Below are 26700 nucleotides of genomic sequence, written 5' to 3'. Positions count from 1 at the left end.
CGTGCTTGCGTTCACTTCTGGAAGTCCGAACGGCGCGATCATGCCGCGCCGGACGCCGTTCCCGACATGGCTGCGCGAGTCGTCCACGGGCATCGTCCCGGTGGCGGTCTCGGTGGGAGTGGCCGTCGGTGTGGCCGCCGTCGGATTCCGGTGGCTCATCGTCGGCGCCACGATGTTGTTCACCGGTTACACCGACTTCTCGGCGCAGGGCCGGGTCGGGCACAACGGTGTACCGGCGTTGGGCTTCTGGTTCGTCGTGTTGACTCCGGTGATCGCCGGGCTCGTCTACGGGCCGTTGGTGTCGTGGCTGGCGCCGGAGGCGCGCGGCCACGGGGTGCCGGAAGTGATGTTCGCGGTAGCCGAGCGCGGCGGCCACATACCGGCACGGATCCCGATGGTGAAGTCACTGGCGTCGGCCCTGTGCATCGGCGGCGGAGGGTCGGTGGGCCGTGAGGGACCGATCGTCCAGATCGGCGCCGCACTGGGCTCGACGGCGGCGCAACTGCTGAAACTGAACACTCCTCGCATGCGGTTGCTGGTCGCATGCGGCGCATCGGCGGGGATCTCGGCGACGTTCAACGCCCCGCTGGCCGGGCCGTTCTTCGCGATGGAACTGATCCTCCGCGACTTCGCCGCCGAATCGTTCGCCGCAGTGGTCCTGGCCAGTGTGACCGCGAGTGTCGTCGGCCGGTCGCTTCTGGGCGACAGTCCGTTTCTGACACTGCCTTCGTTCACTCCGCACGGCGGCGTGGAATATCTTCTGTTCATCGTTGCGGGCGCGGTTCTCGGGCTCGTCGGTGTCGCCTTCTCGAAGGTCCTCTACCTCATCGAAGACGTCTGCGACTGGGCGTGGCGAGGCCCCCAATGGCTCCGACCGGCCGTCGGCGGGCTCCTGCTCGGCGGCGTACTGTGGGTGCTTCCGCAGCTCTACGGCGTCGGATACCCCGTGCTGGAGAACGCCATCGCCGGCCGATACACGGTGGCATTGCTGATCGCGCTGATGGTGGGGAAGATGCTGGCGACCAGCCTGACCATCGGTATCGGCGGGTCCGGCGGAGTGTTCGCGCCCACCCTGTTCATCGGGGCCGTCGGCGGCACCGCCGTGGGCGCGGCCGTTCACGGACTGCTGCCATCGATGACCGGCTCACCGGGGGCCTACGGCTTGATAGGCATGGCCGGCGCATTGGCCGGAGCCACCCGGGCTCCGATCACGGCGGTCGTCATCATCTTCGAGCTGACCGGCGAGTACTCGATCATCCTCCCGCTCATGGCCGCCGTCGCCGTGTCCACCGGTGTCGGCAAGCTCCTCTCGAAAGACACGATCTACACGCGCAAACTGACCCGTCGCGGGGTCGACATCGTCTCAGGGCATCGTCACCGCCCTCCGACCGTCCGGGTCGCGGACGTCGTGAGCTCGCCACCGGCGACGCTGCATGAGACGGCCACGTTGGCAACGGCAGCCGAGGCCCTCCAACGGACAGAGGTCGGCGCGGTACCGGTCGTAGACGACTCCGGGGTCTACCGCGGCATCCTCAGCGCGCAGGCCATCGCGGACGCACTCACTCGCGGATACGGTCCGACCACCGTCCGCGAGCTGGTGACGACGTGCCCGACCGTGACGGCCGACGCGCCCCTCGGCCAGGCCATGCCCGTGCTGGACGCCGCCCCCGCCATCGGCGTACCGGTGATCTCGGCCGACGGAGCCCGGCTGGCCGGGTGGCTCACGCATAAGGACGTGCTCCATGCCTCATCACCCCCGGCACAATCACCCTTTACGTTGGAGTACGTCCGGGGCGGTCGCCTCGGACGTTCGTCCGCGGTTCGGGGCGTGGCTCGACAATCACCTGTTGTCGCTGGTGGCTTGGCGTGGAAGGTCACCCCGGACCGTGACGGGTCGTTTCGGCCGCTGATTGAGATGTGTTCGCGAACTTGTCGCTGTGTAAAGGTGTGCCGGCGAAACCACCCTGACGAGCCAACCGCACACGGAAGGACAGTATGGACGAAAAGATCTGGGTAGGAATTGATGTCGGTCGGCATGCGCATCACGCCGCCGCGGTCGATGAGGCGGGAACGGTGCTGTGGTCTCGGCGGCTTCCCAACGATCAACCGGCGATCGAAGCGCTCATGGACCGGGTCGCCGACATGAAATTCGTGGTGTGGGCGATCGACATGACCGCACCGGAATCGGCGCTGCTGAGGGGTGTGCTGGCTGCGCGGCGCCAGCAGATCCGCTACGTGCCCGGCCGGGTCGTGCACAGCATGACCGGTGCGTTCGCGGGTGAGGGCAAGACCGATGCCCGCGATGCGGTCGTGATCGCCCAGACAGCCCGCCTACGTGGCGATCTCGCCACCGTCTCGGCGCCCGACGACGTCGCGATCGAACTCGACCTGCTGACCGGACATCGCAACGACCTCGTCGCTGAACGTACGCGAGGCATCAACCGCCTGCGCGGCCTGCTGACCCGCATCTTCCCTGCACTAGAACGGTGTTTCGACTACTCGACACTGACCGGTCTAACGTTCCTCACCCGCTTCGCCACGCCATCTGCGATCGCTGCGGTCTCTGACGACGAGATCTACGACCACCTGCGCAGTCACGGCGTCCGCCGACCCACGATCCCGAAGATGATCGACAAAGCCCGTGCCGCGGCGGCCGCGCAGACCGTCACCCTGCCTGGCGAGGCGACCACAGCCCTACTGGTGCAACACGCGGCTACCTCGTTGGTCATGCTGACCCGTCAGATCGCCGACCTGGATAAGCAGATCACCGAGGTGTTCCGCCGCCACCGTCACGCACGGATTCTCGAATCCGTGCCAGGCATCGGCACCCGAAGCGGCGCTGAGCTCGTCGCGATCACCGGCGGCGACCTCACTTCGTTCGGCTCGCCCGCCAGACTCGCCGCCTACGCCGGTCTTGCTCCGGTACCGCACGACTCCGGTAACCGCCGGGGAGCCTTGCGTAGACCCCAGCGTTACCACAGAGGACTTCGCAAGGTGTTCTACATGGCCGCACTCAACAGCTCGCAACGCGACGGCCCGTCCCGCGAGTTCTACCAGCGCAAACGACGCGAGAAGCGTTCCCACGTCCACGCTCTCATCGCTCTCGCTAGACGTCTGGTTGACGTGGTCTGGGCACTGATCCGCGACGGTAGGGTGTGGTTGCCGCGGCCGACCGTCGAGCGGGTGTCAGTCGATGAGGTGGGCGCGATGGCTGGATGACTGGCGGGGCCGGTCAGATCTCGGCACGTGCGTGCGTACTAGCGGGACACTGGATGCGTGTCGGTTCGGGTACTCGGCCACCAGCTTGCTCTGCCGACAAGTGTGGCGATGGTCGGCACAACGATGGTGCGGACGATGAAGGTGTCGAGCAGCAGGCCGATGCCGATGATGAGTCCGACCTGGGTCATGATCGAGATGGATCCGGCCATGAGTCCGAACATGCTGGCAGCGAAGATGAGGCCGGCCGAGGTGATGACTGATCCGGTGTTGGTGACGGTTCTCAGGACGCCGATGCGGATGTTGTTTTGGGATTCTTCGCGTAGGCGAGAGATAAGAAGCATGTTGTAGTCGGCGCCGACCGCGACGAGGACTATGAAGGCCAGTAGTGGTACGGGCCAGGCGATATCGGTTTTGAGGATGTGTTGAAAGATCAGGACACCGATACCCAGTGCCGCGGTGTAGTTGAGTATGACGGTGCCCAGAAGGTATAGCGGCGCGATGAGTGCTCGGAGTAGGAGTATCAGGATCAGGCCGACGATGGTGAGGGTGGCCAACGCTAGGAGTCGGAAGTCTTCGGTGAGTAGACGTTGCAGATCGGCGTTGATGGCGGGGAACCCGGCTATCGCGATGTTGGAGTCCTGCAGGGTTGTGTTCGGTCTGGCGGCGAGTGCGACATCGGTGATTGTGTCGGCCAGTTGCATGGCCTCGGTGCTGTAGGGGTCGAAGCTGGTTTGTATTGCGTAGCGCACGGTATGGCCGTCGGGCGAGACGAACTGGCGAGCGACGTCGACGAAACGGCGGTCTGCGTTGGCCTGAGGTGGGAGGTAGAAGCCGGTTGCTGAGTTTGTTCCGGCGGTCTCGCGGGCGGAGGTTTGTAGTTGTGTGGCTAGCGCGGCCATCCCGGCGAGTTGTTGAAGGTTGCTGTCGATCAGCGCGGATACACCGGCGGCGAGTTGGCGTGATCCCGCCGCGAGTTGACTGATACCTGTTTGCAGTTGGGTGAGCTTGCCGGGAAGGTCTTGGCTGCTGATGCTTCCCAGCGTGGAGCCCAGTGAGTTGACGGTGGAAGTGAGTTGGTCGGTGACTGTTGAGATCGGTGTATCCAGCTGCGCGAGTTGTGTTGACAGCGTGGCGATCTGGTCGAGGGTCCCGTTGCTCAGTAGGGCGTCGAGATTGCGGGTCTGCGCGCGCAGAGCTGCGCACTGCGGGACTTGGGTGCACCAGGGCGCATTATCGAGGATGGGCAGGATCGAGGTCACTGTTGCCAGGGCTGCAGATGTTTGGCGGGTGAGCGCGGCCAGCTGTGGGGCATTCTGAGAAGCGCGATCGAGCGCTGGTGCAGATGCGGCGAGTTGGCGGAGTATCGGCTGGTACTGCTGAATTTGCTGCCCTGCTGTGCTTGCCTGATCGAGGATGCCGGCCAGGGGGGCCAAGTTGGTGCGTACCTGGGTGTCGAGCTGAGTAAGCCCGTCGGCGAGTTGGAATGCGCCGGTACGGAGCTGTTCGAGGTCACCTCGGCGGTTCTGGCCATCGTCGACCGCACCCGCCAGCCGGTCCCCGATCTGACCGTTCTGCCAGGACAGCTCGGCTTGCTCGAGCTTGTCCCCGGTGGGACGGGTAACACCGATGACTCGAGTCACTCCGGGGATCTGGGATACACGTGAGGCCATTTGCTCAAGATCGGCCAGCCCGCTGGCAGTACGGAGATCGATCGGTGCATCTACAACGAGGAACTCAGTGATAGTGACGTCTTGAGGGAAATGACGGTCGAGCAACGCGTAGCCTTCGTTGCTGTCGGTTGTCGCGGGCTGCCCCTCACGATCGTCGAAGGTGATCTGGATGCCCATCGCGAAGACGCTAAGCACGATTAGCCCGACCAGGGTTAGTGCCAGCAGAGGCACAGGACGCCGCACGACGAGCACGGCGACGCGATTCCAGTACTTTCGGGTCAGATCTCGTCTGGGTGCGCCCCAGCCGAATCGCGCCGCCCACAGCAACACCGGTGGTAGCAGGGTGACCGTGGCGAGGAATCCGATGAGGATGGCGATCGCGCATGCCGGACCCAAGGTGGAGAACACGCTCAGCTGACCAAACACCATCGCCAAAAAGGCCAGCGCCACCGTGGCAGCTGAAGCCAGGATGACCCGTCCGATAGTTGCTGTCGCGTCCACGAGCGCAACCTCAGTGGTAGCGTCCTGGCGTAGCCGTTCGTGATAGCGACTGATGAAAAAGACTGAGTAGTCGACCCCGGCTCCGAGCAGGATGACGGTCATGAACGCGACGGTGAACTGCGATACCGGCATACCGAGTTCGCCGAGTGCGGACAAGACCCCGCGGCCCACGCCGAGGCTGACACCGATCACCAACAACGGCACCAGCGCGGTGAACAGCGATCGGTAAACGATCAACAGAATGATCGCGATAAGCGCCACCGTCGCCACAGTGATCACGACTAAATCGCTTTCAGCACTGACGATCTGGTCACTGAAAGTGGCCGTCGGCCCGGTGACATGGACAGTGGTGTCCGTACCGTCAAACACGCGCTGCGCGGTTTGGCGCACGGTCTCCACAGCATGCGTGGCCGTTGGCCCTCCCAAAGTTCCGGTGACCCCGACAGGCAAGTACCAGGCTTGCCCGTCCTCACTCAAGGCCTGGCCGGCCGTCGTCGGATCGGAGAGCAAATCCCGCACTGACTGCACATCGTCGAAATTTTCGCGCAACTGCAGAACGAGCATGTCGTAGCGTTCCCGCGCCACGTCGGTGAACCCGTTCGGGTTCTCCATGGTCACGAAAACAGTGGTCTTGGCGCCCTTCTCACCGAACGCACCACCCATCTGATCGAGTGCTTGAAACGATGGAACCCCAGCAGGGATCGGATCAACAGACTGCTGCCGCACCACCGTCTCCAGCTGGGGAAACAGTATCGCCAAGACGATACCCACAGCCACCCACGCCCCGATGACGAGGAATCTGTGCGCCAAGGTGAACCGTGCCAACCGCCCCAATGTCGTGCTGTACTCGCTGCGTTCCGCCAACCGGCGCGCCGCCAAGCGCCCACCACTTGGACGTTGGACCACCATACGCAGCACCTCACCCTCGACCCAGCCCGTCTACGAAACCGACGGTATCGTTACGGTACTAGCAGTACCGTAGATGGGGAAGGAGGTCAGGAGGTTTGGTGTCGCCGGTGGGCCATGAGGAAATCGTCGACAAGCTGTTCGAGATCGCCAACGGTCATCGACCGAATGCCCGTGAGCTTGGCAAAGACAAGGGGGCCCGCCAGTTGAGTGACTGCCATGGTCAAATCGAGGTCGCCGAGCTCCGCCGTGGCCACGTCACTCGTCAAAACTCGATCGAATGGTTCTCGATACTGCTCGACGACTCGACGACGCAGTGGCGCGAGCGCGTTCTGATCCCCGTCGGATTGCCCGGATTGCCGGGGCTGCTCGGGAAGCATTGCCAACCATGCCAGCGTCGTCAACTGCAGCGGTGCCTGCTCAATAAGCTCAGCCTGCCGCTGCATCAGCTTCAGCAGGTCATCACGGATCGACGTCGTCGTCTCGGGGGTCTCGGCCTGAGGCAACAATCGCTCGAAGGCAGCCGCCACCAGATCTGTGGAGCTCTCGAAGTGACGATACAAGGTGGTGCGAGCAACACGAGACAGTCGAGTGACCGCCTCCACGGTAACGGCTTCGACCCCGCCACTGTTCAGCAAGGTCACCGCAGCATCCAACAAACGCTGACGCGACCGAACCCGCCTCGGGTCAACATCGTCGGAATCGATGGTTTCCACCTGGCCACTCCCTATATAGCCAAAATCACGAACCCCTGACTGCACAACAATACCGTCGGTAACAGAGCGAAACTGCCAGTGGCGGTACCGATTGAAGGCTCAGAAAGGTCACTTATGAGGGGCGACAAACCACTACCAGCACACGCACCATGGTGCATGGGATGCGGCGAAGACAACCCCAATGGCCTGCACCTCGAGGTACACCTGCACGGCGACCACGTCTACGCCGACCTGCAATTCGACGAGCGCCACTCAGGAGCCCCGGGACTCGCCCACGGCGGAGCCATCTCAGCGGCATGCGATGACATCATGGGTTTCACCCTGTGGATCGCCGAGACACCCGCAGTCACCCGAACCCTCACCGTGGAGTATCGACGCCCGGTCCCACTGCACACCCCCGTGCACATCACCGCCTCCCTCGTCGACGAAACCGACCGCGCGCTCTTCATCGAAGCCAACGGTACTGTCGGCGACACAACCTATTTCGCCGCAGAAGCGGTCTTCGTAAAGGTCGACTTGAGTCATTTTCTTCGTCACGGAGACTGGGGCGCCACAGCAGACCTCATCACCAGATTCTTTCAGGCCGACTAGCGACCGCCAGGCACGCCACCAAGCAGAAGAGTCGCCCCGCATCCACCAGCTGGCCCATCCTTGCGCACCCGCATTGAGATCCCCGGCGCAGACATGAGAACGGCGGCGCCTCCCCCGGCCTGGCCCCAGGTCCTGACGGTCTGGACCGCGACCCCCGTGGCCACAGCGCTGATCGCGGTGCTGACCGCGGCATATGTTCTGTGCGTCCTGGTCCGACTGCGCGGCGGACGGCCATGGCCGCGATCCTGCCTGCTGTGGTGGTTCGCCGCGGTCGCCACAACGATCGTCGCGCTGAACAGCCCGCTGGCCACGTACTCGGGCAACCTGTTCTGGGCGCACATGATCGTGCATCTGCTGTTGATCACCGTCATTCCGGCGCTGCTGGTCGCCGCGGCACCGATCCGGCTGATCCGCTCGAGTTCGGCGAGAACACGGACGGCAGTCACGTCAGCGGTGTCCAGTACGCCGTTCCAATTGCTCACTAGGCCGGCTGTGACCGTCCCGCTGTACGCGGCCGTGCTCGTGACCACCCACCTGACCGGATTTCAGCAGGCCATGGCCCAGCACATGTGGATCCATCACGCCGAGACAGTCCTCTACCTCGTCACCGGCTATCTGCTTCTGCTTCCTCTGCTCGGCAACGAGTACGTCGGCCGCCACCTGGTCTTCCCGCTGCGCGCCGCCACGATCATCGCGTGCATGGTCCCCGACGCGATCGTCGGAGTGACATTGATGATGTCGCCGCACATCATCGCCCCCGCGTACAGCCGATCGCGCCCCGACTGGGGACCTACCGCGCTGGCCGACCAGACCGCGGCCGGAGCGATCATGTGGGTCGCGGGAGACGGACTGATGATGGTCCTCATCCTGGTCATCGCCCGCGAATGGGTGGCGACGAGGGAGTCGAGCTTCGGCGGCTGGCTCGACGGAGTCCGCGCCCGCGCGACCATCGGCGCGAACACCGCCGCGCTCGACGACGACGCCGCCGCTCTGGACGCCTACAACGCCAGGCTCGCCGCACTGCACCACATGCCACGGCCACACCACCAATCAGAGGAGTCCGTCCATGACGATCGACCACATCGCCGCTGACCGCCCGGCCGGCGGAACCCGGCTGCGGTACGCATGCCTCACGCTGTGCGCATTGCCGCTGCTCGCCGGCTGCTCCAGCGGCGGCACCGAGCGACACGACGACGCCCCGCCGCCACCGCCCAACGAGGCCGCGATCCTGAACGACGCGTCGCCCCAATCCATCATCGACACCTACCGTCGCGGGGGTCTGCAGGTCTCGAACGACCACGACACGACCGCGACCGCCTGCGGCGAGGCCCATTGTCAGGCTGCCGCCGCAACGGACCAGGTCACGGTGATGCAGTTCAGCACCACGCGCGAGGCCACCACCTATCACCAGACCCACCCCGACACGTTCCTCGTGGAGAACATCGTCGTCACTCTGCCGTCCGCCACGCCGGCCGACGCCCGCGCTCAGTACGAGCACCTGACCACCATGGCCGTCGAGTAGGCCGATCAGCGCTGCCTCCCCCGCGCTCTGCTATACGTTCGTACCGTACGCATTGCAGATGTAACGACGACGCGTCGGCATCGTAGAATCTGCGGCGGACGAGGAGGAGACGATGAGCGATCCCAGGGCGGGCGAAGCGGACCTGACTGCGAAGGCCAAGATCCGCAACGCGGCACTCGATCTGTACGCCGAGCACGGCGAGGAGCGGGTGTCGATGCGAGCCGTGGCCGCTGCCGCCGGAGTCACCGTCGGACTGGTCCAACACCATTTCAAGACCAAAGACGGTCTGCGGCGGGCCGTCGAAGAACTGATCGTCGAATACCACCGCGCGGCGATCGCAAGCGTGCCGAACGACGGCACGCCGGCGGAAGTGGCTGCGGCACGAGACGCCGCCGTACGCGCGATGCTCAACGACAATCCGGTCGTCGTCGGCTACATGCGCCGCGTTCTCCTCGACCCGAACAGCCCTACGACGCTGCTGCGCCAACTGACCGAACTCGCACGCGACGAGGTGAGCAAGATGCGCGACGCCGGACTGGCCTCGACGCGGCGCAGCGTCGCGGAACAGACCGTGGCCATGATGGTCCGCAACGTCGGACAACTGTTCCTGCAGCCGATGGTCGACGCGATGTGGGGCCAACTGGTCGACGGTCCGGCCGACGACGCGAAGCCCGCGCTCACGGTCGACGCCCGAAACTGAGGCCCGTACGCCGGGCGGCGGAGAGTTCAGTCGGCGGGTGCCGGCGGACGCGCGTGGAGATAGGACGCCGAGTGCGTGCGCAGGACCGGCTTCCCCTCCACCGTCAGCTCGGTGTCGACCTCGACCAATGCCCGGTCGCGGTCGTCGAAGGTGACGCCGGTGACGGTGAGTGTCCCGGTCAGCACGTCGCCGGGACGCACGGGCCGGAGAAAGGCGACGTCGCGGATCTCCTTGCCCGCGATCACCGCCCAGTGGTCGTAGACGGCCAGGACACTCAGGCGTTGCATGATCGCGAAACTCTGCACACCGCTGGCGATCAGGCCGCCGTAGGGGCTCGAGGCGGCGATGTCCTCGTCCACATGAAATCCCTGGGGATCCCAGCGCTGCGCGAAGTCGACCAGGTCGTCGGCGGTGAGGGTGTACTCCCCGAGCCGATAGACCCGCCCGACCTCGATGTCGCGACCGTACGCGACGGTCCGGCTGCCGGTCTCAGCGGTCATGCCCGCCCCCTTCCGATGCGGCGGCTGCGCTCGTGGACGCGCCGCAGTCCGTCGAGCGCGAGGTACGGGTGATGTTCGGCGATGGTGCGACACTCGCCCACCATCAGCGGCGCCATGAATCCGGTCGCCACAACGGTCACGTCGGGGCCGTCGAAACCCGGCACGTCGCGCCGGATGCGTTCCACCAGACCGTCGACCTGACCCGCGAAGCCGTAGATGATGCCCGACTGCAACGCCTCGACGGTGTTCTTCCCGATGACGCTGCGCGGCGGCATCAGCTCTACTTTGCGGACGGTGACGGTGTGCTCGCTGAGCGCTTCGACGGAGAGGTCGACGCCCGGGGCGATGACCCCGCCGAGGAACTCGCCCTTGGCCGAGACCGCGTCCACCACGGTCGCGGTGCCGAAGGCGACCACGATGCACGGTCCGCCCGGATAGTTCTCGTGCGCGGCCAGACTGTGGGCCACGCGGTCGGTCCCGACCTCCTTCGGGTTGTCGACCAGCAGCGGCACACCGGTGCGGACCCCCGGTTCGAGCAGCACATGCGGACCGCGCCCGAAGTATCGCGGCAGCATCTCCCGCATCTCACGCAGCAGCGACGGCACGGTCGACAGACCGGCCACGCCCGTCACCTGCTCGATGTCGGGCCCGAGGAGCCCGCGCAGCTGCAAGGCGAACTCGTCGGCAGTCATGTGCGGCTGCGTGTGGATCCGCCAGTCGCGGATCAGTTCCGCGTGGTCGCCGGAACCCGCGAACACCCCGAGATGGATGTTCGTGTTCCCGACGGTGACGGTGAGGAGCACGGGGTCCGCCGGCCTCAGACCGCGGCAGTCGCGAGCCGGCGCGGGTCCTTCAGCCCGGAGCCCTCCGGAACGTCGGCGGGATCGTCGCCCAAGGTGACCGGGCGGTTGTCGGCGTCAACGAAGACCACGTGCGGCGCGTACTCGGCGAGCTCGGCTTCGTTCATGATGCCGTAGGCGATGATGATCACCAGGTCACCGGGATGGACCAGGTGCGCTGCGGCACCATTGATCCCGATGACGCCGCTGCCGCGCTCGCCGGCGATCACATAGGTCTCGAGCCGGTTGCCGTTGTCGATGTCGACGATGCACACCTGCTCGCCCTCCATCAGGTCCGCAGCGTCGAGCAGATCGGCGTCGATGGTCACCGAGCCGACGTAGTGCAGGTCGGCCTGGGTGACGGTCGCGCGATGGATCTTCGACTTCATCATGGTGCGGAACATAGTGTCCTTACCCTTCTTCTCGCTGCGTGAAGCCGGTGCCGATGGCGACGCCGACGTTGTCGATGAGTCGTGCCGGTCCGACGCGGGCGGCGACCAGAAGTCGGCCGTCACCCTCCTCCGGCGGTTCTTCCAGACCCCGCCCACGCAGTTCGAGGTAGTCGACCTCGATCTGCGGGGCGGTGGCCAAGACTGCGTGTGCCGCGGCGAGGATCGCTTCGCGGCCGCCCTCGGCCGCGTGCGTTCCCGCCAGCAGTGCCGCCGACAGCACGGTCGCGAGTTCGCGCTCCTCTGCCGACAGGTAGCGATTGCGCGACGAGAGAGCGAGGCCGTCGGCCTCGCGCACGGTGGGCACCCCGATGATCTCCACGTCCATGTTCAGGTCGTTGACCATCTGGTTGATCAGCACCAACTGCTGGTAGTCCTTCTCTCCGAAGTACGCGGCGTGCGGTGCGACGATGTTGAGCAGTTTGTTGACGACGGTGAGCATGCCGGCGAAATGCGTGGGTCGCGACGCACCCTCGAGGATCGCCCCCGTCTCGCCGGGCTGCACCGTGGTGCGCGGGCCGGTCGGGTACATCGACGACGCCGTGGGCGCGAAGACGAGTTCCACTCCGAGCGGTTCCAGCAGGGCGCAGTCGGCGTCGAAGGTGCGCGGATACGCGTCGAGGTCCTCGCCGGCACCGAACTGCAGCGGATTGACGAAGATCGAGACGACAACGACGTCGCACCGCAGCTTCGCGGTCTTCACCAGCTGGAGGTGCCCCTCGTGCAGCGCCCCCATCGTCGGCACCAGCGCGACACGCTTGCCCGCGGCGCGCAGCGCCTTCGTGACGCGGTGCAACTCGGCCGGGTCGCGATGCACCGTCGTCCGGCCGGGAGCGTAGAGAGCGGATGCGGTCACGCGTGTTCCTCCAGGAGCTCGTGCAGTTCGCGGCTCGCGCCGCTCTGAACGGCGGCCCGCGCCGAGAGCGCACGGTAGCCGTCCACCAGATGACGGTCGGGCAGTGCCGCCAGCGCGGCGAGATGGCGACGGACCGCCTCGGTGTCGTCACGCGCCACGGGACCGGTGAGCGCGTCGCCGCCCATCTCGAGCACGTTCTCGAGCGAGGCGCGGACCAGCGGCCCGAGCACTCGCTGCGCGATCCCGGAGTCGGGCCCGTCGACGGTGGCGGTGGCGCTCCGCTCCCCCGCCGGCCCGGTGATGGCCGCGGTGAGTGCGGTCAACGCATCGGTGACCAACGCGATCAGATTGTTCGCTCCGTGCGCGAGAGCGGCGTGGTACAGGGTTCGGTCGGCCTCGGCGATGCGGACGGGAGTGCCGCCCATCTCGAGCACCAGCGATGCGGCGATGGCGTCGCCGATCTCGTCGGCAGAGGTGATTCCGAAACACGCCGACGCCAGCCGGGCGGTGTCGTCGGACGTGCCGACGAAGGTCATGGCGGGGTGCAGCGCGACGGTGACCAGACCGAGGCGGGCGAGCGGTTCGAGGATCGCCACTCCGTGCGCCCCCGCGGTGTGCGCGACGATGGTGCCCGGCCGCGGACCGGCGGCGGCGACGGCGTCGACGACGCCGGGCAGTTCCGTGTCCGGAACCGCCAGAATCAGAAGCTGTGAACCGGCGACGACGCCGGGGAGATCGAGCACGCGGGCTCGCGGCAGGCGGAGCACAGCGCGATCGCGCGACTGGGGAGACCGTGCGGTCAGCGAGGCGACATCGTGGCCCGCGGAGGCGAGGGCTTCGCCGAGTGCGGTGCCGACACGACCGGCCGAAATGATTCCGACGCGCAGGCGCGCCGGGGCCATCGGTGAACTCACCGCCGTTCCTCCATTCGTTCCAGTCCCGGCTCGTGATCTCGGAGCCTCGGGTACCAGACGTTCGCCACAACGATAGGCGCGCCACGACGGTCGAGGCTACGCGGTGTGACAACTTTCACCGGATCGGCGCCGGCTGTGAAGTTCAGTCGCGGCGGCGTCGGCCCCCGCGACCGCGGTTCTCCGCCGAACTCGCGCGGAGCTGGCTCAGGAGTTCACTGGCCGGACGTCCCGCCGAGTGCGCACCGTCGTCGCTCGACGGTGCCGCACGGCGGCCCTGCGGCTGCGGTTCCGGCTCGGGTGCGGCGGGCTGCTGCGGCGCCGTCGGCGGGACTGCCGGCGGCTCGTAGGCCTGGGCGCCGTAGGCGACCCGCTCGATGGGTCCGGTCTCGGTCTGCGGCTCGGGTGAGGCCGCGTCGGCCGGATCGTCGGTGACCACCGGGATGATCTCGGTGAGCTCGCCGGGATCGACCTCTTCGACGTCCTGCGGCTCCTCCGGCACATGCCTGCCCGGGTCCGACGGCGGCGCGGTGGTCGCGAAGTCGCGCTCAGCGGCCACGCGATCGTCGGCCGAAGCCGCCGCGTAGCCCGCTCCGGCGAGTCCCGATCCCAGTTCACGCGGGCGCTCCAGGCCGATCGCCGCACGCATGTCGGGCAGCGGGGTGCCGAGCAGTTGTTCGAGGCTCGCGCGCAGTGCGAGCACCTGCGCCTTGAGTTCTTCCAGTTCGACGTTCGACTCGGCCGCGATCTCCTGGCGGATCGCGGTCTCCACATCCGACTCGTACTGGCGGCGCGCCGCGATCTCGCGCTCCAGCTGAAGCTCGTAGACCAGGCGCAGGTCCCGGCTGCGCGACTCGGCGACGTCGGCCTGCCGCCGGTACTTCGTCACCAGCACGGCGCCGATCACCGCGGCCCACAGCGCCGCGATCACGGCCAACGTGGCGGGAACGGAGAAATTATCACCGATCACCATCAGCAGGCTGGCGACCAGCGCCAGCACGACGAACAAACCGATGAGCCATTGTCCGGCCGACGACGGTCGTCTCTTGGCGGCCTCTTCGGATCGTTCCTTAGTGGTCATGAAGGCAAACTTACCGCCCTTGACACGCCGACAGCCGTCACCGGGTGGCCCGTGTCGGAGAATCAGGCCGGTGCGGGCGGACTGTCGGGTGCGGTCTCGGCATTGTCGGCGGACGGGTCGTCCGGCGCTCGGCAGCAGTGTTCCAGCCACAGTGCCGCGGCTACCAGAACCACGCCCCCGACCAGCCCGACGATGGCTCCGACCCGATCGGCGCGCGCCGCTTCCAGGATCCCGTTCTGCAGGAGGAATACCAGGATTCCGGTCCAACCGCCGGTGGCGACGGCGCCGAGGATCGCCGACGCCTTCGCCAGCGCCACGAGACGCGCGGCGTTGATCGGATGCAACTGCCCCTTGGCCGGGCCGACCTCCTTCTCCGCCACCCGTTTGCGGACGACGAAACCGATCACACCTTCGAGCGCCGCGAGCACGTACAACGAGATGCCCGACGGCCACGGCAGGCTCGGGAAGGCCCCGTAGTTGTAGTGGATGAGGATCCAGAGGGCCACTCCGGCGACCACGGCGACCAGCACCAGATCACGGATTCGGGTGAAGCCGAGCTTGTGACGCTCACCGTCGTCGTCACTGTGGGACGGATCGGGTCCGAGGGGGGTCGGCAGCGTCATCCGAGTTCTCCCGCTCGCCGAACCCCCGCGACCTCGGCAGGATCGAGCGCGGAGACCAGATCGGCCACCGCCCGCACACCGTCGGAGGTCCACAGCCGCGCCTGCGGCTCCACCTCCAGCCACGGCACGAGCACGAACGCGCGGTCGGCCGCCCGCGGATGCGGCAGCGTCAACTCCGGGTCGTCGGAGACGACCGTTTCTCCGTCCACGTCCACCGAGACGACGTCCACGTCGAGCGTGCGCGGCCCCCAGCGCACCTCGCGCACCCGCTGCGCGGACTCTTCGAGCCGCCGGCACAGCTCCAGCCACTCCCGCGGGGTGCGGGCGCCCTCCGCCACCACGGTGATGTTCGCGAAATCGTCCTGCTCCACGCCGCCCCACGGCGGAGTCAGGTACAGCCCCGACACGCGGCGCAGGTCGGCACCGAGCGCCTCGACCACACTCCGCAGGTGCGCGTGGCGATCACCGATGTTGGATCCGGCCGACAGAACCGCGCGCGAGGTCACGACGTCCCCTGTCTAGCGGCGGCCACCGATCGAGTCTTCACCGACCGGCGCGTCACGACGGCGACATCGTCGAAGGCCAGGGGAATCGGCGCGCACGGCTTGTGCACCGTCACCTCGCACGCCGATATGCGCCCATCCTTCATGACGGCGTCGGCGATCTCCGCGCCGACGGTCTCGATGAGATCCCGAGGCGGGCCGGCGACGATGTCGTGCGCCAACTGCGCCAGCGCACCGTAGTCGACGGTGTCGGCGAGGTCGTCGCTGGCCGCGGCCGCCTGCAGATCGAGCCAGAGCGTCACGTCGATGACGAACTCCTGACCGTCGCGGCGCTCATGGTCGAAGACCCCGTGGTTGCCGCGCACACGCAGTCCGCGCAATTCGATGCGATCAGCCATGGTCCCTGCCTCTCCGGCCGCCGCCCCGCCAGGCGAGGGCCACTTCGATGGCGTCGCGGCTGGAGGCGACGTCGTGCACCCGGACTCCCCACGCCCCGCCCGCGGCGGACAGCGCCGAGATCGCCGCGGTGGCCACCTCGCGGCCGCTCGGCGGACGGTCGACGCCGTCGCGCCGGAGAAGGGAACCGAGGAAACGTTTGCGGGAGGCGCCGATCAGGACGGGGAAGCCGAGTCCCACCAGCGTCGGCAGCGCGTGCAGCAGCGCCCAGTTGTGATCGGCGGTCTTGGCGAAACCGAGTCCGGGGTCGAGGACGATCTGATCGGGATCGACGCCCGCCGCGACCGCCGCGTCCACCTGGCCCAACAATTCGCCGGAGACCTCCGCGACCACATCGCGGTATCCGCCGGCCTCGTCCACCCGATGCGTGAAGTGGCGATCGTCGCCGGGTGCGTCGTCGGCCGGGCGCCAGTGCATGAGAATCCAGGGCACGCCCGCCTCGGCCAGCACCGCGCCCATGTCCGGGTCGGCGCGACCGCCGGAGACGTCATTGATGATCGCCGCACCGGCTTCGAGCGCATCGGCGGCGACTGCCGCGCGCATCGTGTCGACCGACACCCGCGCACCGGCCGCGACCAGCTCGCGGATGACGGGTACGACGCGGCCCGACTCGGTGGCCGGATCGACGCGAACCGCTCCCGGCCTGGTCGATTCGCCACCGACGTCGATGATGTCCGCGCCCGCCTCGAGCAGAGCCACACCGTGCGCCACGGCCCGGTCTCGCTGCAGATAGCGGCCGCCGTCGGAGAACGAATCGGCGGTCACGTTCAGCACCCCCATGACGAGGGTGCGATCGAGCTCGTCGGTCTCCGAACTCACCGGACGCTGCGGGCTCACCGCGTTATGAGGTCGAGTGCTTCGCCGCGGGAGACCGCACTGGTCTTGAACAGGCCGCGCACGGCCGACGTGGTGGTCCGGGCGCCCGGCTTGCGGATGCCGCGCATCGCCATGCACAGATGCTCCGCTTCGATCACCACGATGACGCCGCGCGGGTTCAGCTTGCGGACCAGGGCGTCGGCGATCTGACTGGTGAGCCGTTCCTGCACCTGAGGGCGCTTGGCATACAGGTCGACGACGCGTGCCAGCTTCGACAACCCCGTCACCTGACCGGTATCGCCCGGGATGTAGCCGACGTGCGCCACACCGTGGAAGGAGACCAGGTGATGCTCGCACGTCGAGTACATCGGGATGTCCTTGACCAGCACCAGCTCCTCGTGGTCTTCGTCGAAGACCGTCGCGAGCACCTCGTCGGGATCGGTGTAGAGGCCCGCGAACATCTCGCGGTAGGCGTTCGCCACACGCGTCGGCGTCCGCTTGAGCCCCTCGCGGTCCGGGTCCTCGCCGACGGCGAGCAGCAGTTCCCGAACCGCGGCCTCGGCGCGGGCCTGATCGAAGACCCGCTCGCCGGCCGCCGCCGGTACGCCCAGCGCGTCGACGGCGTGCTCGTTCAGATCACCGTCGTGATCGATGCTGCTGGTGGTCATCTCCCCCTGCTCTCCGTTCACTGGACTCCGGCGTTCAACTCGCGTCTCCTTCACTGACCGTCGCGCGAATCATCTGCCGGCGGCCAACCGGGTGCCGACCAGTCGCGGGGGGCGCCGTAATCCGGCCGAGTCCCGTGGCCGTGCCCCTGCCCGGGCTGCTGATCGGCGCCGGGCGTCCCGTACTGGCGCGGTCCGTCGTGCGGTGCCCCGTACTGCGGCGCCCCGTAGTGGGGTCCGCCGTTCTGGGTTCCGCCGTTCTGGGGCGTCCCGTTCTGGTGCGGCACGTGCGGTTCCGGCACCCCGGACGGCTGCTGACCGTAGGGCGTGCCGTACTGCGGTGCCTGCGCGTGAGGCGGAGCACCGTACTGCACGGGCTGCCCGAAAGCGGGCGCCGCCGGATCGGCCTGGCGGGCCGGAACCGGTACCGGCTCCTCCACCCTCGGCCACGGCTCGCCGCGCTCAGCCGCCAACTCGCCGGGAGTCTTGATCGGCGGCTTGGTGCTCGGGATCCGCTCACCGAAGATGTCGAACTTGGTGATGCGCGGGCGCTTGCCCACCTCCCCGAGGATCGCCTCGAGATCCTTGCGGACCAGGGTCTCCTTCTCCAGCAGAGCGCCGGCCAGCACGTCCAGGACGTCGCGGTACTGGTTCAGGATCGACCACGCCTCGGTGTGCGCGGCCTCGATCAGATTCCGTACCTCGTCGTCGATCTCCGCGGCGACGCCCACCGAGTAGTCCGGTGTCGACCCCATGCCGCGGCCGAGGAACGGATCGCCCTGCTCCTGGCCGTAGCGGACGGCGCCGAGCTTGGCGCTCATGCCGTACTCGGTGACCATCGCCCGCGCGATCTTGGTGGCCTGGTCGATGTCGGAGCTGGCTCCAGTGGTGGGCTCGTGGAAGACGAGCTCCTCGGCGGCACGACCGCCCATGGCCATCACCAGCCGGGCGATCATCTCCGATCGGGTCATCAGGTCCTTGTCCTGCTCCGGAACTGCCAGGGCGTGTCCGCCGGTGCGTCCGCGGGCCAGGATGGTGACCTTGTAGATCGGATCGAGGTCGGGCATCGCCCACGCGGCGAGCGTGTGACCGCTCTCGTGATAGGCGACGACCTTCTTCTCATGCTCGCTGATGATCCGGCTCTTGCGGCGCGGGCCGCCGATCACGCGGTCGACGGCCTCCTCCAGCGCCTCGCCGGTGATGACCGTCTTGTTCTCGCGCGCCGTCAACAGTGCCGACTCGTTGATGACGTTCGCGAGATCGGCACCGGACATGCCCGGGGTGCGCTTGGCGAGCCCGTCGAGGTCGGCGTCCGGCGCGATCGGCTTGCCCTTCGCGTGCACGGCGAGGATCGCCTTGCGCCCGGCGATGTCCGGGTTGCCGACCGGGATCTGGCGGTCGAAGCGGCCGGGACGCAGCAGCGCCGGGTCGAGGATGTCGGGTCGGTTGGTCGCGGCCATGACGATGACGCCGGAACGGTCACCGAAACCGTCCATCTCGACGAGCAGCTGGTTCAGCGTCTGCTCGCGCTCGTCGTGCCCGCCGCCGAGTCCGGCGCCGCGCTGGCGGCCCACCGCGTCGATCTCGTCGACGAAGATGATGCACGGGCTGTTCTGCTTGGCCTGTTCGAACAGGTCGCGCACACGCGAGGCGCCGACACCGACGAACATCTCCACGAAGTCCGAGCCGGAGATCGTGAAGAAGGGCACGCCGGCCTCGCCGGCGACGGCGCGCGCGAGCAGCGTCTTACCGGTGCCGGGCGGACCGTACAGCAGCACACCCTTCGGGATCTTGGCGCCGAGTGCCTGGTACCGAGCCGGGTTCTGCAGGAAGTCGCGGATCTCGTCGAGTTCCTCGACGGCCTCGTCAGCACCCGCCACATCGGCGAAGGTGGTCTTCGGCATGTCCTTGCTGAGCTGTTTGGCCTTCGACTTCCCGAAGCCCATCACCCCGCCGCGTCCACCCTGCATCCGGCTCATCACGAAGAAGAAGAGCCCGAAGAGGATCACCATCGGCAGGACGAAGATCAGGATCGACTGCCAGATCCCGGAGTCCTTGGTGACATTCGTCTGGTACTCGGACCCGGTGTCGACCACGGCGTTGAAGATCTGGCCGGTGACGCCGGCCGGGTACTGGGTCGAGATCTTGCTGGCCTCGGAGTCTCCGACCTTGATCGGATCCTTCAGTTCGATGCGGAGCCGCTGCTCCCGGTCATCGATCTGGATCGACTTGGTGTTCTTCTTGTCCAGCTGGGCCATTGCGACCGACGTGTCGACATCGGTGTACTCGCGATCGGAATTCCGCATCATGCTGAAGCCCCAGATGGCGAACAGAATGACGGCCACGATGGCCAGATTCCGGAACAGTGTCTTGCGATTCATGCGTGTACGCGTGGGCGCGGGTCGTTGTGTTCGGTGTTCACCACGCCGCCGTGCCCATTTGTCCTTCCCGTCGGCTCGAAATACGAGGCTACCTGTAGAGGGCCGGATCGTCGCCGCCGTACGGCCTGCTCCGTCGAGCCCCGGCCCGGGTTGCCGGCTGAAGACTCAACGTCGCAGGTGGTCCGGTTGTTCCGCCGACCGTGCCGCGGCCACCCGATCAGGACGAGTAGACCGACGGATGGAGCCTGCCGACGTACGGCAGGTCGCGGTAGCGCTCGGCGTAGTCGAGTCCGTATCCGACGACGAACTCGTTGGGGATGTCGAAGCCGACGTCGGCCACGTCGAGCGTGGCCCGCACCGCGTCGGGCTTGCGGAGCAGCGTCACCACCTCGAGCGAACGCGGCGAACGCGTCGCGAGGTTCTTGATGAGCCACGAGAGCGTGAGGCCCGAGTCGATGATGTCTTCGACGATCAGCACGTCACGGTCGGTGATGTCGCGGTCCAGGTCCTTGAGGATGCGCACCACCCCCGACGACGAGGTCGACGAGCCGTAACTCGAGACGGCCATGAACTCGAGCTGCGACGGGATCGGCAGGGCGCGGGCGAAGTCGGTCATGAACATCACGGCGCCCTTGAGGACTCCGATCAGGACCAGATCGTCCGGAGCGTTCCGATACCGGTCGCCCACCGCACGCGCCATCTCCACCGTTCGAGCACGGATCTGTTCCTGGGTGATCAGGACTTCTTCGATGTCGTCGCCATAGCTGTCGTCGCGCTCCACCCCTATAGCTTCGCACGGCCCGCGGCCCCCGCGAGACCGGGTTCTCGATGAGCGAACTGCGGAAGTGAGTGCGGAAGGAGGTCCGGAGCGCGTCCGCAGCGCCGATTCCGTGACACAAGTGACGCGTTTCTCGCGCATTCTGCGCATATCTGGTCCGGATCGCCCTGTTCACGCCCTTCGTAGCGGAACGTTGTCGGCGACCGAGCCTCGTGGCGGCGAGGTCATCGAACCACCTCGAAAGAAGTACGAGCATGTCTGTCCGAAACGCACCGCGGGCGATCATCGCGGTCATCGCTGCCGTCGCCGCAATACTCCCCTTCCTGGCCGCGCCCGCGCACGCGGACCCGAACGACCCGCGGCCGCACGCCCGGGTGCAGTCGAACCGCGACCACGCCATCGTCACAGTCGCCAATGCCTCGGTCAGCCGCGAGGACGACACCCTGGTGCTTCGCGACCGGTCCGGACGGGTGCTCGAACGGTTTCCCCTCACGTTCATCGCACCCGACGACCGGACGTACCCCATCGACGCCGATGTCTCCGGACGCACCGTGCGACTGACCCCGTCCAGGGACCTCGCGCGGTCGTCCCGGACCGACGCGGCGCTTCTGGAGAAGGTCCGCGTCGCCGACGCCAACGGCTACAAGAGCAAGGACGAACGCGACGACGCCGCGTTGTCGCGCCTGAGCCGCGAAGTGACCACCGGCGCCACCGTCTCGACCGTGATCGGCGCCGCCTTGGGCGCAGTTCTCGGCGGTGCGGCCGGCTGCCTGTTCGGTCTCGCGGCGGGGCCGCTCGGGTGCTTCTTCGCCGGAGTGCCGCTCGGCGCGACCGCCGGCGCCGGTCTCGGTGTGATCATCTCGGGCGGTGTCGCCGGGGCGGCCGTGCTCCACTACTTCGACACCGTCAACCGGCCCTTCAAGGACCTCACACCGCCGACGTCCACGTCGCCCTCCAAACACTGATCCGTCAGCACTGACTCGGCGACCGCCGAGCCGACCGCGGCCCGCCCGGCTATCCGGGCGGGCCGCTCGGCGTCGTCCGAAGGAACCCTTTTGGCGCATCCCCCGTCACATGAGTCACAGTGTGTGCCGTTCTGGCACATATTTGTCGGGGAAGTCTTAGTTTTCTCTCAGCTCAGTTGCGATCCGGCGTCGAGACCGTCACTTCCGGTGCCGGGTCACGATCGGGGGTTCCGGGCTCACAGCCAGTCACATGAGAGGGAGTCATGTCTCTTCGCACATCACTACGCAGCGTCTTCATCGCCTTACTCGCGCTCGCCACGGCCCTGCCGTTCCTGGCGTCGCCCGCGCATGCCGCACCGCAGCAGCCACGCGCACAGGTCCAGCGCAACGCCGACGACGTCACCGTCAAAGTCTTCGGGGCAACGGTCGCCGTGGAGGGCGGCAACCTGGTGTTCCGTAACGCGTCCGGCAAAGCGCTCGACGTGGTTCCGCTGACCTACGTCGGCAAGGACGCCCGCACGTACCCGATCGACGCCACGGTCAAGGGCGACGTCGCCACGCTGGTGCCGTCGAAGGACGCGGCGCGGTCGACGACCACGCCGGCGAGCGTCCTGGAAGCGGGTAAGAAGCCGGCTCAGCGGGTCATCTGCGGACCGCAGACCCGCAAGCAGCGCGATAAGGAAGCGCTGGACCAGATGAACTCCGAGCTGTCGACTGCTGTCACCATCGGCGGTATCGCCGGTGCCATCATCGGCGCGGTCCTCGGCCTCATCCTCGGAGCTGGCACTCCGACAATTGCCTTCATCGCGGGCCCCATCGGCGCACTGCTCGGTGCCGGCGGTGCGGTCGCGGGTGCCGCCATCAACGGTACGTTCGCCCGCTACTTCAAGACCATCAACAGCCCGTTCAAGCCGAAGATCTGCAACATCTGACTCACCTCGGTACTCGCTTCACCGTGAGCTCTTGAGCCCGCCTCGTCACGACGAGGCGGGCTCGCTCGTCGCCGCCCACCGCGACCGGCCCCTGTCCGTGCCAGTCCGTGATGAGCGCGTCCACGGCGCGGACCACCCGGTACACGGGGTCGTTCGCCCCCACCGATCGGAGCCACCCGCGGAGCACGCGGGTCCGCAGCGCGGCCGGGGCCGAGCGCAGCGGTTGAACGTCCAGCGCCCGGCCGTAGGCACACTCTTCGAGCAGTTCGGTGGCCGGTGGGTCGAGTGCGTCGGCGTCGTCCTGCAGCTGCGACGCGGTGCGCGCGAGTGACTCGGCGGCACCGCCTCCGATGACCTCGTCGAGCAGAGGCAGCACCTCCTTGCGGATCCGCACCCTGGTGAACCGGGGATCATCGTTGTGCGGATCGTCCCAGATCGGGAGTCGCCACCCGGCGCAGGCCTCGCGGGTGTCCGCACGCCGCACTCCGAGCAGCGGCCGTCCCCAGGGCGCGGACCACTCCCGCATCCCGGCGATCGACCGGGCCCCGGAACCTCGAGCCAGCCCGAGCAGGACGGTCTCGGCCTGGTCGTCGAGCGTGTGGCCCAGCAGTACGGGCCGGGAGTCGCGGGCCTCGCCGAGCGCCGCGTACCGCGCGCGACGCGCGGCCGCCTCGAGTCCCCCCGCACCCTCCACGGTCACCTCGCGCACCTCGGCCGAGGCACCCAGTTCGCGGGCCGTCTCGGCGGCTCGCGCGGCCACGGCGGCCGAGCCGGTCTGCAGCCGATGGTCGATCACCACCGCGTGCACGGTGAGGCCGGCCCGGATCGCGGCGGCCGTCAGAGCGAGTGAGTCCGCACCGCCGGACAGCGCGACGCACACCGCGTCGTCGTCCAGGTGCCGATCGGCGAAACCGCGGACCGCGCCGATCAGCGTCTGCTGCGCTCGCCTGGTCATCGCCGCTAGCCGAGCACCCGCTCGATCCAGTCGTCCGGCGCGTCGATCTCCGACATGAGCGGCATCGTCTCGGGCGACGACCAGACGGTGTTGAACCGGTCCATTCCGACGCGGTCGACCACATGGTCCACGAAAGCCTTGCCCCGCACGTACTGCGCCATCTTCGCGTCCATCCCGATCAGCGCGCGGATGAGCCGCTGCAACGGATTCCGGGGCGCCTTGCGACGCTGGTCGAAGGCCGCGCGGATGGTCGCCACCGTCGGCACCTGCGCGGGACCGACAGCGTCCATGACGTGATCGGCGTGCCCTTCGAGCAGCGTCCCGAGCACCAGCACTCGCTCGAACGCCGCGTACTGTTCGGGCGATTGCAGCAGTTGCATGAGGCCGATCACGCCCTTCTCGCGCGGCTTGCCACTGCGGACCGACTCGGTGATGCGGGTGACGAGTTCGGCTACCGACTCGTCTCCTTCGCCGGTGAGCGCGCCGACGTTGGAGCGCATGTAGTCGGCGAGCCACGGGTTCGCCGAGAATTGCACCCGGTGGGTCACTTCGTGCAGGCACACCCACAACCGGAAGTCGGACGGGTCCACGCGGAGCTGACGTTCCACCGCGATGATGTTCGGAGCCACCAGCATCAGCACGCCCGGTTCCCCGGTCTGCGGATCGAGGCTGAATGGGTCGTACTGACCCAGAATCGCGCTCGAGAGGAAGGCCAGCAGACCTCCGGCCTGCACTCCCGCGATCCGTCCGGTGAAACCGGGCCGGTGCGGGCGGACCTCCGGTTGCCGCGTGGCCGCATCGTCCGGACCGAGCATCGCCGGCATCGAGCGCGCGGCGGCGTCGATCCACCCCGATCGGTCCAGGATCTGCGCGGCGGGGACGGCGAGTCCGTCGGCCAGCCCCGTGACCTCCCGTACCGGGCCCTCCGCACGCACCGCCGCGTCCGACAGTTCGGCGTACGCCTGGTCGGAGGTGTAGCGCGTGATCCGCGGGCCGGGCCGGGCGACTCGCTTGCCCACCGTGGCGGCCAGGCCCCAGTCGATGTTCTCGACCGGCGTGGCGGAGGACTCGTCGGAAGCCGAGTGCTCGGGAACGTTCATTGATCTTCCTTCCGGTCGGTCAGCCGCGGCAGCCGCAGTCGCGGAGCGCCCCGACCACCGCGTCCACGGCCGGACGCGCGTCGGCCGGTGAGGTCCCGCCGGAGATCATCGCGAACGCCAGGACTCTGCCGTCGACCGTCTGCACTGTTCCGGTCAACGAACTGACGCCGGTCAGTGTTCCGGTCTTGCCGCGAACCCATCCCGCCCCGTCGGTCGACGCCGGGAAGAACCGGTCGGCCAGGGTTCCGGTGCCGTGAGCGACGGGCAGCGAGTCGAGCAGCGAGCGCAGCTTCGGCCGACCGTTCCCGGCGGCCGCCGACATCAGTTCGTCGAGCAGCGACGCGGGCACGCGATCGGAGTACGAGAGGCCCGAGGAATCCACCAGCGTCGCATCCCCCACGTCGAAACCGTTGGTGCGGAGGGTCTTCAAGACCGCCTGCGCTCCGCCCGAGATGCTCGGCTCACCGCCGGTCGCCTCCGCCAGCTCGATGCCGAGCGACTCGGCGAGGACGTTGTCGCTGTACCGCATCATGTCGCCGACCCGGACCGTCAACGGTGCCGACTTCACCGAGGCGATCACCGGCGCACCCGACGGGGCCGTGGTCTCGGCGACCGGGCTGTTGAGTCCGAGCGCCTCGGCGAGTGCGCGGCCGGCGGCGAGCGCCGGCTGATCGGTGCGCGGCGAGTACTCGTCGTTCGGCTTTAGTCGGCCGCCGTCGACCATCAGCGACTCGATCGGCGTGATGTCGCCGCCCTCGATGTCCCGACGGTCCCAGGTCTTCTGCATCGTCGGGCCGGTGAACAGCGAGGTGTCGACGGCGATGGACGTGACGTGCCTGCCGCTCCGCTTGATCTGCTCGGCCAGATCGGAGATCCGGCCGGGCGAGGAGTAGAACGACGGCTCGCCCGCGGGCGTCGACGTCAGAGTCGGATCGCCCGCTCCCACCAGGATCGCTTCACCGTTCGCGCCGAAGACCACCTCGGTGCTGACGCGCGAATCGTGCGGCAGGGCCAGCAGCACGGCCGATGCGGTGAGGATCTTGGCGTTGGAGGCGGGCACACGTGGTTCGTCGGCGCCCTGCGACCACAGCACTTTTCCGGTCAGCGGGTCGGACACCTGCCCGGTCAGTTTGCCCAGTGCCGGATCCTTCAAGGGCTTCGCCAGTTGCTTCGCGACCCCCGCGGCCGTCGGGACCGGCGCGTTCGGCGACACCGGAACGATGGCCGGGTCCAGCGATGCCGCAGCCGGACGAGCCGGGGTTCCGGGAGGAACCGGATCGGCCCGGTTCTGGTAGAGCCACCAACCGACGCCCGCGCCTGCCACCAGCACCATCACCAGCACGACGATCAGGATCCAGCGCAGCACTCTGCGCGGCCGCCGGGCGGCGGGACTTGTCGGCTGGGCCACGTATCCTCCGGTCTGCGGTCTGCGTTCGACGGTGTTAACAGTATCCTTGACAGCCGTTGAAGCAATTTCCGGACAGTCCGTCAGCAACGCCAGGAGGCAGCATGGAGTTCGAAGTCACCGTCGAGATCCCCAAGGGTGGCCGCAACAAGTACGAGGTCGATCACGAGACGGGCAAGGTCTACCTCGACCGCTACCTGTACACGCCGATGGGCTACCCGGCCGACTACGGCTACATCGACCACACCCTGGGCGAGGACGGCGATCCGCTGGACGCGATGGTGCTGCTCACGGAGTCGGTGTTCCCGGGTGTCATCGTGAAGGCGCGGATCGTCGGCATGTACACGATGACCGACGAGGCAGGCGGCGACGACAAGCTGCTCGCCGTTCCGGCCGGCGACCCGCGCTGGGACCACATCCAGGACATCGACGATGTCAGTGAGTTCGAGCTCAACGCCATCTCGCACTTCTTCGAGCACTACAAGGATCTCGAGCCGGGCAAGGAAGTGACCCCCGGCGGCTGGGTCGGCAAGGCCGAGGCGGCCAAGGTGGCCCAGGCGGCTGTCGACCGCTACCAGGGCTGAGCCCTCCCCGCACAGACCGAAGAGGAGCAGAGCGCACCCGCGCCCTGCTCCTCTTCCGTCTGCGGCTCGTCCCCCG

27 protein-coding genes are annotated in these 26700 nt (G+C 67.6%); 9 read left to right on the top strand and 18 right to left on the bottom strand.

What is annotated here, in order from left to right; genetic code table 11:
* The first annotated feature begins 1 nt into the window (after nt 1).
* Both GSI01S_RS08805 and GSI01S_RS08800 read left to right on the top strand, forming a co-directional pair.
* A complete protein-coding gene (locus GSI01S_RS08805) occupies nt 2–2017 on the top strand; it encodes a chloride channel protein (RefSeq protein WP_233500158.1) in 2016 nt (671 codons plus the stop codon).
* A complete protein-coding gene (locus GSI01S_RS08800; protein ID WP_006896189.1) occupies nt 1996–3219 on the top strand; it encodes an IS110 family RNA-guided transposase in 1224 nt (407 codons plus the stop codon). Before GSI01S_RS08805 ends, GSI01S_RS08800 begins: the two co-directional genes overlap by 22 nt.
* 38 nt (nt 3220–3257) lie before the next feature.
* Here the strand turns inward: GSI01S_RS08800 and GSI01S_RS08795 are convergent, their stop codons facing one another.
* Nucleotides 3258–6299 carry an MMPL/RND family transporter gene (locus GSI01S_RS08795; RefSeq protein ID WP_006896188.1) on the bottom strand — a complete coding sequence of 1014 codons (3042 nt, stop codon included), beginning with the start codon at nt 6297–6299 and terminating at the stop codon, nt 3258–3260.
* 86 nt (nt 6300–6385) lie between these two features.
* Nucleotides 6386–7012, bottom strand: coding sequence for a TetR/AcrR family transcriptional regulator (locus GSI01S_RS08790; protein ID WP_006896187.1), 627 nt, complete (start codon nt 7010–7012; stop codon nt 6386–6388).
* A gap of 114 nt (nt 7013–7126) precedes the next feature.
* Here GSI01S_RS08790 and GSI01S_RS08785 point away from each other — a divergent pair, with 114 nt between their 5' ends.
* From GSI01S_RS08785 to GSI01S_RS08770, 4 genes are all read left to right on the top strand, one after another.
* The gene (locus tag GSI01S_RS08785) at nt 7127–7603 is read left to right on the top strand and encodes a PaaI family thioesterase (RefSeq protein ID WP_006896186.1); all 477 of its coding nucleotides are present in this window, start codon (nt 7127–7129) and stop codon (nt 7601–7603) included.
* 93 nt (nt 7604–7696) lie between these two features.
* Complete coding sequence (locus tag GSI01S_RS08780) at nt 7697–8695, top strand: cytochrome c oxidase assembly protein (RefSeq protein WP_101841521.1); 999 nt, start codon at nt 7697–7699, stop codon at nt 8693–8695.
* Nucleotides 8670–9125, top strand: coding sequence for a hypothetical protein (locus GSI01S_RS08775; RefSeq protein WP_006896184.1), 456 nt, complete (start codon nt 8670–8672; stop codon nt 9123–9125). The genes GSI01S_RS08780 and GSI01S_RS08775 overlap by 26 nt, the downstream gene beginning before the upstream one ends.
* Before the next feature lie 112 nt (nt 9126–9237).
* Nucleotides 9238–9825: a TetR/AcrR family transcriptional regulator gene (locus GSI01S_RS08770; RefSeq protein WP_006896183.1), complete on the top strand. Its 588-nt coding sequence runs from the start codon at nt 9238–9240 to the stop codon at nt 9823–9825.
* A 26-nt stretch (nt 9826–9851) separates the two neighbouring features.
* Here the strand turns inward: GSI01S_RS08770 and GSI01S_RS08765 are convergent, their stop codons facing one another.
* From GSI01S_RS08765 to hpt, 13 genes are all read right to left on the bottom strand, one after another.
* Nucleotides 9852–10325, bottom strand: coding sequence for a MaoC/PaaZ C-terminal domain-containing protein (locus tag GSI01S_RS08765; RefSeq protein WP_006896182.1), 474 nt, complete (start codon nt 10323–10325; stop codon nt 9852–9854).
* The gene (locus GSI01S_RS08760; RefSeq protein WP_006896181.1) at nt 10322–11128 is read right to left on the bottom strand and encodes a type III pantothenate kinase; all 807 of its coding nucleotides are present in this window, start codon (nt 11126–11128) and stop codon (nt 10322–10324) included. Before GSI01S_RS08760 ends, GSI01S_RS08765 begins: the two co-directional genes overlap by 4 nt.
* Before the next feature lie 14 nt (nt 11129–11142).
* Nucleotides 11143–11568 (bottom strand): aspartate 1-decarboxylase, encoded by a 426-nt coding sequence (gene panD / locus GSI01S_RS08755; RefSeq protein ID WP_006896180.1) that lies wholly within the window; start codon nt 11566–11568, stop codon nt 11143–11145.
* A gap of 7 nt (nt 11569–11575) precedes the next feature.
* Nucleotides 11576–12469 carry a pantoate--beta-alanine ligase gene (panC, locus tag GSI01S_RS08750; protein ID WP_006896179.1) on the bottom strand — a complete coding sequence of 298 codons (894 nt, stop codon included), beginning with the start codon at nt 12467–12469 and terminating at the stop codon, nt 11576–11578.
* Nucleotides 12466–13383, bottom strand: a complete 918-nt coding sequence (locus tag GSI01S_RS08745; RefSeq protein WP_006896178.1) for a Rossmann-like and DUF2520 domain-containing protein — start codon at nt 13381–13383, stop codon at nt 12466–12468. Before GSI01S_RS08745 ends, panC begins: the two co-directional genes overlap by 4 nt.
* Before the next feature lie 142 nt (nt 13384–13525).
* Nucleotides 13526–14461, bottom strand: coding sequence for a DUF6779 domain-containing protein (locus GSI01S_RS08740; RefSeq protein ID WP_006896177.1), 936 nt, complete (start codon nt 14459–14461; stop codon nt 13526–13528).
* A 62-nt stretch (nt 14462–14523) separates the two neighbouring features.
* Nucleotides 14524–15084, bottom strand: a complete 561-nt coding sequence (locus GSI01S_RS08735; RefSeq protein ID WP_006896176.1) for a DUF3180 domain-containing protein — start codon at nt 15082–15084, stop codon at nt 14524–14526.
* Entirely contained in the window at nt 15081–15590 is a 510-nt protein-coding gene (gene folK, locus GSI01S_RS08730) for a 2-amino-4-hydroxy-6-hydroxymethyldihydropteridine diphosphokinase (protein ID WP_006896175.1), read from the bottom strand. The genes GSI01S_RS08735 and folK overlap by 4 nt, the downstream gene beginning before the upstream one ends.
* Nucleotides 15587–15985: a dihydroneopterin aldolase gene (folB, locus tag GSI01S_RS08725; protein WP_006896174.1), complete on the bottom strand. Its 399-nt coding sequence runs from the start codon at nt 15983–15985 to the stop codon at nt 15587–15589. Before folB ends, folK begins: the two co-directional genes overlap by 4 nt.
* Nucleotides 15978–16823 (bottom strand): dihydropteroate synthase, encoded by an 846-nt coding sequence (folP, locus tag GSI01S_RS08720; protein ID WP_006896173.1) that lies wholly within the window; start codon nt 16821–16823, stop codon nt 15978–15980. Before folP ends, folB begins: the two co-directional genes overlap by 8 nt.
* Nucleotides 16824–16876: 53 nt before the next feature.
* A complete protein-coding gene (folE, locus tag GSI01S_RS08715) occupies nt 16877–17527 on the bottom strand; it encodes a GTP cyclohydrolase I FolE (RefSeq protein ID WP_006896172.1) in 651 nt (216 codons plus the stop codon).
* A 50-nt stretch (nt 17528–17577) separates the two neighbouring features.
* Nucleotides 17578–19905, bottom strand: a complete 2328-nt coding sequence (gene ftsH, locus GSI01S_RS08710; RefSeq protein WP_006896171.1) for an ATP-dependent zinc metalloprotease FtsH — start codon at nt 19903–19905, stop codon at nt 17578–17580.
* Between the two features lie 217 nt (nt 19906–20122).
* Nucleotides 20123–20686 (bottom strand): hypoxanthine phosphoribosyltransferase, encoded by a 564-nt coding sequence (hpt, locus tag GSI01S_RS08705; protein ID WP_006896170.1) that lies wholly within the window; start codon nt 20684–20686, stop codon nt 20123–20125.
* 251 nt (nt 20687–20937) lie between these two features.
* Between hpt and GSI01S_RS08700 the strand changes: the two genes are divergently transcribed.
* A complete protein-coding gene (locus GSI01S_RS08700; RefSeq protein WP_006896169.1) occupies nt 20938–21648 on the top strand; it encodes a DUF456 domain-containing protein in 711 nt (236 codons plus the stop codon).
* A 263-nt stretch (nt 21649–21911) separates the two neighbouring features.
* A complete protein-coding gene (locus GSI01S_RS08695) occupies nt 21912–22580 on the top strand; it encodes a DUF8020 domain-containing protein (RefSeq protein WP_006896168.1) in 669 nt (222 codons plus the stop codon).
* Between the two features lies 1 nt (nt 22581).
* On the opposite strand, the gene tilS is transcribed toward GSI01S_RS08695, so the two are convergent.
* The 3 genes from tilS to dacB are packed head-to-tail and all read right to left on the bottom strand — an operon-like array spanning nt 22582 to nt 25968.
* Entirely contained in the window at nt 22582–23535 is a 954-nt protein-coding gene (gene tilS, locus GSI01S_RS08690) for a tRNA lysidine(34) synthetase TilS (RefSeq protein WP_006896167.1), read from the bottom strand.
* Nucleotides 23536–23540: 5 nt separating this feature from the next.
* Nucleotides 23541–24635: a zinc-dependent metalloprotease gene (locus GSI01S_RS08685; protein ID WP_006896166.1), complete on the bottom strand. Its 1095-nt coding sequence runs from the start codon at nt 24633–24635 to the stop codon at nt 23541–23543.
* Nucleotides 24636–24654: 19 nt separating this feature from the next.
* Complete coding sequence (dacB, locus tag GSI01S_RS08680; protein WP_081598098.1) at nt 24655–25968, bottom strand: D-alanyl-D-alanine carboxypeptidase/D-alanyl-D-alanine endopeptidase; 1314 nt, start codon at nt 25966–25968, stop codon at nt 24655–24657.
* Between the two features lie 176 nt (nt 25969–26144).
* Here dacB and GSI01S_RS08675 point away from each other — a divergent pair, with 176 nt between their 5' ends.
* On the top strand, nt 26145–26624 hold the full coding sequence (locus tag GSI01S_RS08675; RefSeq protein ID WP_006896164.1) for an inorganic diphosphatase: 480 nt from the start codon (nt 26145–26147) through the stop codon (nt 26622–26624).
* Nucleotides 26625–26700 lie beyond the last annotated feature (76 nt).

The sequence above is a fragment of the Gordonia sihwensis NBRC 108236 genome, assembly GCF_000333035.1.
Taxonomy (GTDB): Bacteria; Actinomycetota; Actinomycetes; order Mycobacteriales; family Mycobacteriaceae; genus Gordonia; species Gordonia sihwensis.
Note: the sequence above shows the minus strand (reverse complement) of the source record. Positions and strands in the feature narration are given on the sequence as shown.

Bases quoted from the DNA above. Each gene is read 5' to 3' on its own strand.
- GSI01S_RS08695 (WP_006896168.1), top strand. From the start codon at position 21,912: ATGTCTCTTCGCACATCACTACGCAGCGTCTTCATCGCCTTACTCGCG.
- GSI01S_RS08700 (WP_006896169.1), top strand. From the start codon at position 20,938: ATGTCTGTCCGAAACGCACCGCGGGCGATCATCGCGGTCATCGCTGCC.
- panD (WP_006896180.1), bottom strand. From the start codon at position 11,568: ATGTTCCGCACCATGATGAAGTCGAAGATCCATCGCGCGACCGTCACC.
- GSI01S_RS08770 (WP_006896183.1), top strand. From the start codon at position 9,238: ATGAGCGATCCCAGGGCGGGCGAAGCGGACCTGACTGCGAAGGCCAAG.
- GSI01S_RS08800 (WP_006896189.1), top strand. From the start codon at position 1,996: ATGGACGAAAAGATCTGGGTAGGAATTGATGTCGGTCGGCATGCGCAT.
- folE (WP_006896172.1), bottom strand. From the start codon at position 17,527: ATGACCACCAGCAGCATCGATCACGACGGTGATCTGAACGAGCACGCC.
- GSI01S_RS08735 (WP_006896176.1), bottom strand. From the start codon at position 15,084: ATGACGCTGCCGACCCCCCTCGGACCCGATCCGTCCCACAGTGACGAC.
- GSI01S_RS08785 (WP_006896186.1), top strand. From the start codon at position 7,127: ATGAGGGGCGACAAACCACTACCAGCACACGCACCATGGTGCATGGGA.
- GSI01S_RS08685 (WP_006896166.1), bottom strand. From the start codon at position 24,635: ATGAACGTTCCCGAGCACTCGGCTTCCGACGAGTCCTCCGCCACGCCG.
- GSI01S_RS08795 (WP_006896188.1), bottom strand. From the start codon at position 6,299: ATGGTGGTCCAACGTCCAAGTGGTGGGCGCTTGGCGGCGCGCCGGTTG.
- GSI01S_RS08675 (WP_006896164.1), top strand. From the start codon at position 26,145: ATGGAGTTCGAAGTCACCGTCGAGATCCCCAAGGGTGGCCGCAACAAG.
- ftsH (WP_006896171.1), bottom strand. From the start codon at position 19,905: ATGAATCGCAAGACACTGTTCCGGAATCTGGCCATCGTGGCCGTCATT.
- dacB (WP_081598098.1), bottom strand. From the start codon at position 25,968: ATGGTGCTGGTGGCAGGCGCGGGCGTCGGTTGGTGGCTCTACCAGAAC.
- folB (WP_006896174.1), bottom strand. From the start codon at position 15,985: ATGGCTGATCGCATCGAATTGCGCGGACTGCGTGTGCGCGGCAACCAC.
- GSI01S_RS08775 (WP_006896184.1), top strand. From the start codon at position 8,670: ATGACGATCGACCACATCGCCGCTGACCGCCCGGCCGGCGGAACCCGG.
- GSI01S_RS08740 (WP_006896177.1), bottom strand. From the start codon at position 14,461: ATGACCACTAAGGAACGATCCGAAGAGGCCGCCAAGAGACGACCGTCG.
- folP (WP_006896173.1), bottom strand. From the start codon at position 16,823: ATGGGGGTGCTGAACGTGACCGCCGATTCGTTCTCCGACGGCGGCCGC.
- GSI01S_RS08765 (WP_006896182.1), bottom strand. From the start codon at position 10,325: ATGACCGCTGAGACCGGCAGCCGGACCGTCGCGTACGGTCGCGACATC.
- GSI01S_RS08780 (WP_101841521.1), top strand. From the start codon at position 7,697: ATGAGAACGGCGGCGCCTCCCCCGGCCTGGCCCCAGGTCCTGACGGTC.
- tilS (WP_006896167.1), bottom strand. From the start codon at position 23,535: ATGACCAGGCGAGCGCAGCAGACGCTGATCGGCGCGGTCCGCGGTTTC.